The sequence below is a fragment of the Spirosoma oryzicola genome (assembly GCF_021233055.1).
Taxonomy (GTDB): domain Bacteria; phylum Bacteroidota; class Bacteroidia; order Cytophagales; family Spirosomataceae; genus Spirosoma; species Spirosoma oryzicola.
Genome location: NZ_CP089539.1, coordinates 49,709 through 61,897 on the forward strand (window position 1 = coordinate 49,709; position 12,189 = coordinate 61,897).

General features: G+C 49.2%; 7 protein-coding genes. 3 read left to right on the top strand and 4 right to left on the bottom strand.

What is annotated here, in order from left to right; genetic code table 11:
• The first annotated feature begins 45 nt into the window (after nt 1-45).
• The 3 genes from LQ777_RS24300 to LQ777_RS24310 all read left to right on the top strand — a co-directional run bounded on the left by LQ777_RS24300 (nt 46) and on the right by LQ777_RS24310 (nt 6,908).
• Nucleotides 46-3,093 carry a SusC/RagA family TonB-linked outer membrane protein gene (locus tag LQ777_RS24300; RefSeq protein ID WP_232563061.1) on the top strand — a complete coding sequence of 1,016 codons (3,048 nt, stop codon included), beginning with the start codon at nt 46-48 and terminating at the stop codon, nt 3,091-3,093.
• 45 nt (nt 3,094-3,138) lie between these two features.
• Nucleotides 3,139-4,791 (top strand): RagB/SusD family nutrient uptake outer membrane protein, encoded by a 1,653-nt coding sequence (locus LQ777_RS24305; protein ID WP_232563062.1) that lies wholly within the window; start codon nt 3,139-3,141, stop codon nt 4,789-4,791.
• 128 nt (nt 4,792-4,919) lie between these two features.
• Entirely contained in the window at nt 4,920-6,908 is a 1,989-nt protein-coding gene (locus tag LQ777_RS24310; RefSeq protein ID WP_232563154.1) for an SUMF1/EgtB/PvdO family nonheme iron enzyme, read from the top strand.
• Nucleotides 6,909-6,929: 21 nt separating this feature from the next.
• On the opposite strand, the gene LQ777_RS24315 is transcribed toward LQ777_RS24310, so the two are convergent.
• The 4 genes from LQ777_RS24315 to LQ777_RS24330 form a co-directional block, all read right to left on the bottom strand.
• Complete coding sequence (locus tag LQ777_RS24315) at nt 6,930-7,142, bottom strand: hypothetical protein (protein WP_232563063.1); 213 nt, start codon at nt 7,140-7,142, stop codon at nt 6,930-6,932.
• A gap of 169 nt (nt 7,143-7,311) precedes the next feature.
• Complete coding sequence (locus tag LQ777_RS24320; RefSeq protein ID WP_232563064.1) at nt 7,312-9,873, bottom strand: TonB-dependent receptor; 2,562 nt, start codon at nt 9,871-9,873, stop codon at nt 7,312-7,314.
• Nucleotides 9,874-10,862: 989 nt separating this feature from the next.
• Entirely contained in the window at nt 10,863-11,681 is an 819-nt protein-coding gene (locus LQ777_RS24325; protein ID WP_232563065.1) for a phytanoyl-CoA dioxygenase family protein, read from the bottom strand.
• Between the two features lie 12 nt (nt 11,682-11,693).
• Nucleotides 11,694-12,134 carry a DUF4395 domain-containing protein gene (locus LQ777_RS24330; RefSeq protein ID WP_232563066.1) on the bottom strand — a complete coding sequence of 147 codons (441 nt, stop codon included), beginning with the start codon at nt 12,132-12,134 and terminating at the stop codon, nt 11,694-11,696.
• Nucleotides 12,135-12,189 lie beyond the last annotated feature (55 nt).

Sequence of the window (12,189 nt, forward strand, 5' to 3'; positions counted from 1 at the left end):
GATTATGTCCACAACGTCTTGCTCTGATTCACTCTAACTATTGCTATGAAAGAACGACTATTTACCCTATTACTTTTCGTGGTTGGGCCTTATACCGGCATACTGCCGACAGTGGCCTTTCCCAGTAACAATCATGTACGTTTGCATCCGGCTGGCGGTTGGCATGCTGTGGAGATTACCGTTCAGGGACGGGTAACGGATAAAGAAAAAGGAGAGGGTATTCCAGGCGTCAATGTGGTCCTGAAAGGTACCCAGAAAGGAACTACCACCGACGTGAACGGTAATTATTCAATTGCGATCAACTCAACGACCGATGTGTTAGTGTTTAGCTCGGTTGGTTTCGGGGCTCAGGAGATAACCGTCGGAAATCAAACGTCGATCAATGTTATTCTGGAGTCGGATTCAAGAACATTGGGCGAGGTGGTTGTCGTTGGTTACGGGTCGCAGTCACGGCGTAACGTTACGGGTTCGGTGGCCAAAGTCGATATGAAACAAACCGAAAACCTGCCTAACACGAACGTAACGCAATCCTTACGGGGCCGGGTAGCCGGTGTGCAGTTTACCGACAGTGGCCGTCCCGGTCAAAATGGCTCCATCCTGATTAGAGGTCCCCGGTCGTTGGGTGGCGGTAACGATCCGCTGATTGTTTTGGACGGAATTTTCTTCAACGGCAGTTTGGCCGATATTAATCCGAATGACATCGAGTCGATGGAAATCCTTAAGGATGCCAGCGCTGCGGCTATTTATGGATCACGGGCTGCTAACGGGGTTATTCTCATTACCTCGAAACGGGGAACAACCCGCAAACCTACCATCCGGATCAATGCCTTTAGCGGTGTTTCAGAAATCGGACGCACGGTCAAGCTACTGAGTCCCGAGCGATATCTGCAAAAAACGCTGGATTACCGTGCACAAAGTGGCTTACCGTCGGACCCGGCCAATGTAGCTAGTTATCTAACCACAACCGAGGCCGCCAACTACAAAGCAGGCAATACAATCGATCCCTGGAAAGCGGCTTCGCAACCCGGACGGATTGGGTCGTATGATTTAAGTTTGTCGGGAAGAAACGACGCTACTAACTACTATTTATCAGCCGCGTTTACCGACGAAAAAGGCGTGATCCTGCAAGATGACCAAAAACGGATTACGCTGCGGGCTAATATCGAAAATCAGGTTACGAATTGGCTATCCGTAGGCATGAACGCAACGTTCGTTCGCCGTGATTTGTCAGGTCGGGAAGCGGATGTTGCCAGCATCTATTACAGCAGCCCATATGGTACCTGGACCTACCCGGATGGTGAACCTACGCAGTATACTGTGCCTGAAGATCAGGTGTCGGGCCAACCCATTCGGGCCGCTCTGCTGACCAAAAATGAAGAGATTTACAACAACCTGTTCAGTAACTTTTACGGGCTGGTGAACGTGCCATTTGTCAAAGGACTTTCGTACCGGGTCAATTACTCGCCAAACTATCGGTGGAACCATATCTATAATTTCGTCCGTCAGGATCGCCGGTTGCCCAACAACACGACCAGCGCCAACAAGTACAATCAGGAAAGTTTCGACTGGGTACTGGAGAATATCGTTACCTACAATAAGCAGATCAACCCGAATCATGGCTTCGATCTGACACTACTTTACGGGCGAAATCACCAGCAATCCGAGTCAACGACAGCCAATGCTAACCAACTGAGCTCGGACGCGCTCGGCTGGAATAGCCTGACCTTGGGAAGCACGCAGACAACGACCTCTACCGCTTCTAAGATCGACGGGATTTCCTCAATGGCCCGCCTGAATTATCGCTTTAAGGATCGATACCTGCTTACCTTGACGGCCCGCCGGGATGCCAGTTCTGTGTTTGCTGCCAACAATAAGTACGCTACATTTCCGTCGGCGGCTCTAGCCTGGATTGCTTCGGAAGAGTCGTTCATGCGCAAAGCCTCCTTCGTTGACTTACTCAAATTCCGTCTTTCTTACGGAGCCGTTGGTAATCAGGCCATTCAGCCTTATCAATCGCTTAGTCTGTCGGGTATAACGCAGTACGTGTTCGGAGATAGTGGCCCCACCTCGGTCGGAATTTTTCCGGCGACGATGGCTAACTCGGATCTGAAATGGGAAACAACCTACACGACGAATGCCGCCGTTGATTTTAGTTTGTTTAAAGGACGACTGGGGGGTACCGTTGAAGTATACAACAGTGATACCAAAAACCTGATTGTTCAACGGTCATTGCCCACGCTTACCGGCTATACCAGTGTCCTGACAAATCTAGGAGCGACCAACAACAAGGGTATTGAATTAACCCTCAATACGGTCAATCTGCGCAAAAAGAATTTCGAGTGGAGCAGTAATATAGTCCTGTCCGCCAATAAAAATAAAATCGTTCACCTATACCGGTCTGATACGAATGGTGACGGTAAAGAGGATGACGACTTGGCAAACCGGTGGTTTATCGGCCAGCCCATCACGGTTTATTATGACTACGTCTTCGATGGAATTTATCAGCAGGGCGATCAAATTCCAAGTGGTTCCCAAGCTGGGTTTGTCCGGCTTAAAGATTTGAATGGCGATGGTAAGCTGGACGCAAACAACGACCGGACGATTATCGGGCAAGGCGGGCAGCCCAAGGTTCGCTGGGGAGTTACCAACAATTTCTCCTACGGTAATTTGTCACTCTCCGTGTTTGTGAATGCGATGCAGGGCTGGATTTCGGATTTTATCCTGCTCGATCCTAACTCGACTCGTAGTGAAAATTCACCGGGTCGTGCTTTGAACCAAATCGATGCGGGCTGGTGGACTGCCGATAATAAATCCAACACCCGACCATCTCTGGTGTATACCAACCCACAGGGGCATAACTATTACGTAAGCCGGAATTTTGTCCGCATCCAGGACGTATCGCTGGCGTATAATTTCCCGAGCAAGCTGGTCAGCAAACTCCACGTCACGAATCTGCGGGTGTTTTTAAGCGCGAAGAACCTGCACACCTTTACCGACTGGCCAGGTACTGATCCCGAAAGTGGTGGTACGTCCAAGTCTTCCTTTTACCCCATGCCCCGGTCGTATACGTTGGGTCTGAACTTAGGTTTTTAATCCATAACGGTTGTAAAAAAAGTATCTCTGGTGGATTCAATCACAATGAAATTTCGACAATTCAATATAACCACCCGATCATTTGGTAAGCTGGTTGGCTTATGCGCAATGATCCTTTTGTCTGGCTCCTGCAAAGACCAGTTTTTAGACGAAGTTCCTCTGGCTTCGCTTAGCTCAGACGTTGTTCTTAGCTCGAGAGCGGGTTTCGACAACTACATTACGGGCCTGCACCAAGCCGCTCGTGATGAACTGTCGCAGGAAGACTTAGGGAGTTTTTATGACATGTATCTGGGTACGGATGTCGCCACAACGGGTCAGGAGCAAACGGTAAATTTTCGGAACTATACCACTTTTCTAACCCCCACTGCTGCTGCTGCCAGTAGTTTCTGGAACTGGGGATACACTAAGATGATTCTGCGGGCCAACACCGTTATTGAATATGCCAATAAGCCGGAGCTAAAAGGAATATTCGCCAGCGATGCCGAACGTAATGCCATTATCGCTGAAGCCCGCTTTTTTCGGGGATACACCTACAACCTGCTGGCCAATCTTTACGGAGGTGTACCTATTGTCGATGTTACCTACCAGAATCCGAAAACCGATTTTGTGCGGGCTACCCGTAAAGAAGTGTATGAGTTTGCCAAAGCGGACCTGGAATTTGCTACGCAATATTTACCGGTTACGGTAGCCAAATCGAGTGAGGGGCGAATTGTCAAGGGCGCAGCCGATCACCTGCTGACGGAGGTGTACATAAATCTGGGCGATTACGACAAAGCCATCGAAAGCTCTACCCGCCTGATTAGCTCCGGAACTTACCAATTGATGACCAATCGGTTTGGTGTCCGAAAGGATCAGCCCGGCGACGTGTATGCCGATTTGTTTGCGGAAGGCAACCAGAACCGAAGCACCGGAAACCTGGAGTCCATCTATGTCTGGCAGTATGAAAACCTAACGCCGGGTGGAGCGGGGACAAACAATGGCAATAACAACATTCGCGGTTGGGTTCCGTTTTTGCCCAATTTGAAAGATCCGGCGGGGGGAACGGGCATGATAGTATCGGATAGCCTTGGCCGGGGAGTTGCCTATAGTCGGCCGACGACGTTTTTCTTTTATGATCTCTGGAAAGACGACTGGGATAACGACATTCGCAACTCGGTGTATAACATCCGGCGTAAATTCTACTACAACAACCCAGCATCGACGTATTTTGGCAAACAAGTAGAGAAACGTACGGCTAACGAAGACACCATGCGTAACGTTTATCCTTACCTACGCAAGCTGGAAGGTAAACCGTTCAACGGGTCTAACACATCGGGACGAACGGGTAAAGATTTCATCGTCTACCGGTTGGCCGAGACGTATCTGCTGCGGGCGGAAGCCTACGTTCGTAAGAATAATCTGACGGCTGCTGCTGCTGATATCAATGCCGTACGTAACCGCGCGAAGGCTAAGCCGGTGGCGGCTGGCGATGTAACGATCGACTATATTCTAGATGAACGGGCTCGGGAGTTAATTACCGAAGAACCCCGTCGTCGGACACTCAGCCGGATGGGCAAACTCGTTGAGCGCACCCGTAAGTACCAAACGCGGTCGGATGTACGGAGCACGATTCAGGATTTTCATGAGCTTTACCCCATCCCACAGTCGGCCATCGACGCCAACTTTAGCGCTAAATTGACCCAGAATCCTGGTTATTAATTCGTTCACGCACGTACTAATAAAAAGGCCAGCCCCAGTGGATTTGATCATCAATCAGCCAGGGCTGGCTTATCTTTACTACCATGAGAGCAAGGCTAATTGGATTACTACTACTTTACTGGCCATTGATGACGAGTTGGGCTCAGGAAAAAAACTCGATCGGTATGCAGCTTGTCCCCGTAAAAGCCGGTAAATTTTACATGGGCTCGGAGCGGGAAGGAAAGGATTATGACGAAAGTCCGGTTCATCAGGTAAGCCTGTCGAAACCGTTTTTGATGTCCGCTACCGAAGTGACCAATGCCCAATACGAAGCCTTCGATGCGGCTCATAAAAAAGTAAGGGAAAAAAACGGCTTTTCAACGCAGGACGACGAAGCCGTTGTCTTTGTCTCCTACCAGGATGCTATCGCCTTCTGCGATTGGTTGACCAAAAAGGAGGGGAAACCCTACCGGCTACCGACCGAAGCGGAGTGGGAGTATGCTTGCCGGGCGGGTACCGTTTCTGATTTTTGGACGGGAAGTTCGCTGCCGAAACTTTATCAGAAAAATCAATCGACGAATCGCAACACGGCTGTTGTCTCCTTAAAAGTTGCCCAGACACCGGCTAATCCCTGGGGACTTTACGACATGCATGGCAACGTAGAAGAGTTGTGTCTGGACTGGTACGGTCCGTACGAACCGGCTCCTGCTACGGACCCGGTTGGCCGGGCTTCTGGTCTGTACCGAATTAGCCGAGGAGGGAGCTTTGGAACGCCCGTTTCTTTTTTGCGGTCTGCCAACCGGTCGGCGATGATCCCCGAGGATAAAAACTGGTTAGTGGGCTTCCGGGTCGTTCAGGCTCCACTGCCAACCTCCAAACCATTGCCGACGGTGAAACCACCGGCTTACGCGAGCTCCATTTCCCAGCAACGCTACAACTGGAAGCCGATTGATGCAAGCAAGCCAATCTTTCGGGAACCGCAGCGGTACGTCAATAAGCCTGACTGTACGCACCCTGTACCGTTTTACAGTCATAACCATCAACCTGCCATCACCTGGTGTCCCAATGGAGACTTACTTTCCATCTGGTTTTCGACCGATGAAGAAAGTGGTCGGGAAATGACCGTCCTGACTAGTCGACTTCGAGCGGGCGCTACCCGCTGGGATGAAGCAGCCGAATTTTTTAAAGTACCGGATCGCAACATGACGGGTGCTTCTCTCTTACACGATGGAAAAGGTACGATCTACCACATGAACGGTGTAGAAACTGACGGCGACTGGCAAGATTTAGCCATGGTATTGCGCACCAGTAATGATAACGGAGCAAGCTGGACAACTCCACGTTTGGTTAACCCAGAGCATACCAAGCGGAATCAAGTCATTGCTGGCCTAAATCAAACAAAAGAAGGTTGGCTTATTCAGCCTGCCGATGCGGACCCCGGTCCTTCGGGTGGTACGGCTATTCATGTTAGCAAGGACCAGGGGAAGACTTGGACAAATCCGTACACGGGAACGGAGACGCCTTCTTTTGGAGCAGGAGAAACAGGCGGACTGATTGCGGGCATCCACGCCGGTGTTGTTCAGCTCAAAAACGGTGATTTGCTGGCACTGGGCCGGAAGAACGATATTAAAGCTGCCGACAGTTCAGACCTGCGTATGCCACTGAGCCGCTCAACCGATATGGGAAAAACCTGGACCTATTCAGCGTCTCCTTTTCCACCAGTCTGGAGTGGACAGCGGTTGGTACTTACCCGGCTCAACGAAGGTGCCTTGCTTATGATCTCGTTCACGCACCATCCGGACGAACGCGCTGAAAAGCTGGCCGGTATGCCCTTTAAATTGGCCAATGGCAATCAATATAAAGGCTACGGGATGTATGCTGCGGTGTCGTTCGATGAAGGAAAAACCTGGCCGGTAGTCAAACTGGTGACCGACGGGAAAGACCGGTACCTAAATGGAGGAGCCTGGACAGGTGCCTTCGAAATGGATCAAACCCACGCGGAGCCTAAAGGCTATTTAGCCATCACGCAAACGCCCGACAACGTTATTCATCTGCTAAGCAGTAGCTTACATTATCAGTTTAATCTCGCCTGGCTGAATGAACGTCCAACGATAGTTACGGCTAGTAAAAATAACTAACCGACCGACTAAAAGAAGCTTTTAATCGGTCGGCTTTACTCTTCTGATCTCACTCGCACTGAGCGTTATGGTAAACTCGCGTCGTTCACTATTCCAGCAGTGTACACGCTCGCCGTACTGACTAATCACGGGCACCGGCCAGTCAATATCGGGATTGGCCGCTTGCTGCTCACGAGCGGATTCTTCGTCGATGGGCGTAACCCAATCGTCTAATTTAAACTCTTGATCGTTCATAGCTAATTAGTCGGTAGGTTGCTGAATCAATTTTGTCCGCTTAGGATGGTTTGGGTCGTCGTGTGATTCCAAAAACAAGAAAGGTAGTAGCAAAACAAGGTTTGCTACTACCTTTCCCAAAGTGTAACCAATAAAAAATCGATTGGTTGCCGTCAATCTTCCGTCTACACTAGTACGTAAAACGGATGGTGGCCCCGTAAGTACGCTGGTCGCCCACGATACCGGCATATTGGCCGTAACTTCCGGGGGCAGCCAACAACTGTTCGTAGTAATTCTTATTCAACAGGTTTCTACCCCACAAAAAGAATGTAAGCCCGTTCGATGCTCGGAAACCTAGCCGTGCATTGCTAAGCGTATAACCGTCAATGTTTAGGTACTGCGAAGGGGAGGGGCTTGACGAGAAGCTTGACCGGAAAAATTCGTCAATACCCAAAAAGTAATTTCCTTTCAAACCCGTCAACGTACCCTTGGCCGTAACTTCGCCACCGACCGATCCAGACCATTTAGAAATACCGGGCAACACTCCTCCCGAAACGTCCTTGAAAGCCTGAGCACCTCCTACTTCTTCCAAAGGCACGGGAGCGTTGGTAAAGCGCACGTACTTACCGTCGGTATAAGCCACCGCAGCATTCAACGTCAGGTTGGTAAATCGGACATTACCGTCTAGTTCTACGCCCTGCACCCGCACTTTTTCTGCATTAGCCAGATAGCCCCGGTTTACACCCGGTTCCGGCGTCTGTACCTGCGTTTGATAATCTCTGATATCTGAACGGTAGATGGTTAGGTTTAAGACGGAATTGCCCGAAGGTCTGGTTTTGATACCAAATTCCTTATGGTCTACGTATTCAGGCTTCACATTAGCGAGATCAATCAAAACCTGTCCATTTGCTGTAGGTAAGCCCCCGACGTTTACACCAATTGGCTTATACCCAATGGAGTAGGTTGCATACGCATTGAGGTTAGTACTGGCTTTGTACTGTACAGACAGTTGTCCCGAGAAATTACCCTGCGCGTAATCCGTGTTGAACGCCTGGTTGGTGTAAACACTATTTTTCAAAGCGATCAAGGCCGGGTCTGTAGTTTGCAAACCACCATACGTTACCCGGCTGTAATCAACTACTTTTTTGTCATAATTGTAACGCGCGCCGGGTAAGATGTGGAGCCGGTCGGTCACAGCCCAGTCAGCCTGAGCGAATACCGCTAAACTCGTGCTCTTAATTTCGTTCGTGGTACGAATACCAAAGTTGTCGAATAAACCGGGCGTTTTCCACAAGGCGCTGGTCGAGCTTTGCGCAAATCGCCACTGGGCCGAACCGGCTTCTTCCGTCTGAACCGGGTCCGATTTCAAGTCTTGCCAGAGACCGAACAAGCCGACAACCCCACTTAGGTTCGAAGACACTTTGCCCGAATAGCGAATCTCCTGCGACCACTGGTCATGCTTCGAGTTGCCAGAAGAGATCGTAAAGACCGGTAAGCCGATGTAATCGCGGTCATTCAATGGCGTCCATACCCAGTAGCGCCAGGCCGATGTAGCGGTCAGTGTTCCATTCCCGATTTTGATGTCCGCATTGACCGAAACACCACCTAACTGGTTATCCGCTTTTGACGGAGTGTCCAAATCCACAACACGCTCGAACGCACTGGAATAAGGAAGCTTGTAGTTTAAATCGGCAATAATGGCATTAAACTGGCGATAAGCTGCCCGTTGCGTAGGTACCACGCCAGCTACTGGCCAACCGTATCCATTGGGCTTCTGATCAGTAACGTCGCCGATTACAGTGATCTGTACGTTATCGCTGGGCGTGTATAATAGTTGACCTCTGACGCCGATGTTATTGATGTCGTTGATGGGCATCTGGGTGTGTACGTTGTAAAACAAGCCATTCCGCTGCGTGCCCGAGAACGAAAGACGAGCGGCCAGTTTTTTGCTCAGTGGTCCCGTCAGTGATCCTTTAGCCTGAATGAATCCGAAATTGCCGTAACTTAGTTCGAAGTTGGCTCCGGGTGTAAAACTTGCTGCCCGCGTCGTAATGTTGAAAGCGCCCGCCGTCGTGTTTTTACCAAAAAGCGTTCCTTGTGGCCCACGCAGTACTTCGACGCGTTCGATGTCAATAAAGTCAAGTGCCGTAGCCGCCGGACGCGCGTAGTAAACGCCGTCTACGTAGAAACCGACACCTGGGTCAACACCATCGTTGGTCAAGCCGAAAGTCGATCCTAATCCGCGAATGTTCAGGGTTGTATTTCGGGCATTTGACGCGTATAGCTGAACTGTGGGTACCAATTCTTTAAGCCGGTTCACGTTGAAAGCACCGGCGTCTTCGGCCCTTTGCCCACCGACCACCGATATGGGAATGGGTACCTCCTGAGCCGACTCCTGCCGCCGACGGGAAGAAATCACCACATCCTCCAGTTGGGTAGTATTCGCATCGAGCCTTATCTCGACTCTGCTTTCGTTGATTTGTACTTCTTTTTTGAGGTAACCAACTGAGGAAACGATCAGCGTAAACGGTAGTTTTTGTCCGGTAATCAGGTTGAATTCTCCGTTTGCGTCCGTTGCTGATCCATTGGTTGTTCCCTTGATGGTTATACTGGCCCCGATCAAGGCTTCACCTGTCAGTGCATCGACTACTTTTCCGGAAACGGTCGAATTGATTGTAGGCGTCTGCGCGAATAAAAGTTGTGCGTTAAAAAGTGCAGTAAGTAAGACAACTGACCTTAGAAATAGATTCATGCTAGTGTATTTGGTGGAATTCATGGTTGTTTAAATGAACAGGAGCGGATTGTGCACTATGTTGACTCCGACCAGCCGCTCCAAATCAGGCCGGTTACAATCAGGATCGTTTATTAGGTTTAATGATCGATACAGAATGGGCCTTATCTCAATCAAAAGATTTATTATCTAAAAGTCTATAAACATATATAGTATATAGAATTAGTAGATTTTAATTGGTAGTTTAAAAAAATTAGCTTCCCGAGAAATGAAATAGCACTCAGAAAACTAAAGTGCGGTACTACTTTTCGTTACGTCATACGATTAATTTAACAAAGTGATAGCCGTTGTAAAGGCTGTTCTTATGGCAAAGCAATACGTCTGCTGGACGAGATAACTAGTGAATCTGCTTTACAACTAAACAAAAGTAATGGGCCACATAAGAGCTGGTCGGCTACCTAGCTAGTAAAACTTTGGGCAAAAGTAGTTGTTTTGATGAGAATATTCCAACAACTAGTCCCTAAGTCTATTACTTTTCCTTGTTAGGTACCCGATCTTGCCCAAAACCGTTTGGTGCACTAAGCTTCCGGGGATGCTTGGTGTGAAAGCTTAGTCAAGGAGACAATCCGTAAGAATCGGAGAATTTGTTCAGAAGTCAACTGTCTGAAACAAACTGTTGTCTTCACTAAGAATAGCCTATCAAACCAAAGATCATAATTACACCCGCCAGGAAAGCAAACACATTTGGTTAACCGATTAAGAAATACCACTTCCATTTACTGATTCGTAGAAGTAAAAAAATAATGACAAATAAGGCCCAGTCTGTTGCAGGTTACACAATAAAAGAATGCTACTAGCGTTGATGTACTGTTAGCGTTTGCGAAGCCCCACTTGCTGTGCAAGTGGGGCTTTTTGTTTCCTGTCTATTTATCGCAGCGTGATCTTCTATTTTTCGATCGCCAAACATCTGGTTTCCGCCAAAGTTTTGCCTTAGTGGTCTTTCTAATAGATTAATCCTGTATCCGTTGGGCGAAACGGTGGTAAAAAGGCGTTTTACTGGAGGCATGCTTAGGTTGGTAGTCACCCGTAATGATCGGGATGTACATCACACGCCGTCTACTGGCTGCTCCTAGATGGGGCGATTGCTCGACGCGGTGCCACAAACTCCCATTGTGAATGGTAAGATCACCCGCTTCGATGTCAAATCCTACCTCACGCGGGTCTGGCCGGTGGTCGATAAACTGGCGCTTGCGAAACAACGTCAGCAGCACCGATTGCCGGTGCGTGCCCGGTAGGACCCGTAAACCCCCGTTAGCCTGTGGACAATCGTCCAGATGTAAACCAACGTTGAGCATTGGGCGAATGCGCCGACCCAGGAACAGATCCCGTGGGCTATCCGTATGCCAGCCCATCCGCGAAAAATTACTGTTTGGCGTTCGCACGTAGTGGTTGACAACCAAGCCATCTTTTTCGTTCGGACTGATCCGGCCTTCGAAGGGCGATAAGAGTTGTGTAAGTCCTTGCAGACGAGGATCTTTCAGAAATTGACTCAGGAGCGGGCTGAACTGCGATGTAAAGGCAAACCGCTGAATGATCTGACGGCCAGTCTCGTCGTGCCCAAATTTGAGGGGCGTGCCGTTCACAGTGTCTACGTTTTCAGCTAGCCAAATCGCTTCGACCCGTTGAATCTCATGCAGGAAAGTCTGCACTGTCAGACGGTCGACGAACTGTTTGATATGGATAAACCCATTCTTGTCGAAAAAATCAAGTTGCTGGGCGGATAGTACCTGCGTCAATTGGTCAGGAAGCAGCGTGGAATTTGTAAGCATAGGATGAGTCAATTAAGCGGCCCGTGAAAACAGGCGTACATAAAACGTATAGACATAGCAGCCCGCGCAGAAACCAAAAAAGGATTCAAGGGCGGCAAAAACAGCCAGTATGCTGGCCGGAAGTAGCGTTGATCGATGAGCCAGATCAAGACTTAGAATCAATAGACTGAAGCCAAAGCCGATGCGAGCCGCGAATCGTTTTGGTGCCTGATCTGTCGCTTTATAGGGTAGCCGAAGCACTTTCACGATCCAGGACGCTCCATTTCCCAAAGGGCTATACTCGCCTACATGAAAACTCCGCAAACCAAAGTCAGCCAGTAGTAGCACAGGCAGCAGTACCCAGCCTGTCAGTAAATACACCAAGGTTATCAGTAAAATGAACCCGGCGGTCAGGCGCACTTTCGTTTCGTTGATTTGAACCCCATCGACAGGGCATAGAAGGTTCGATTCCATCAATTTTTCTGTTTAGACAACGACAAACTTGTCATAACCACTCCGGGTAGTTTCT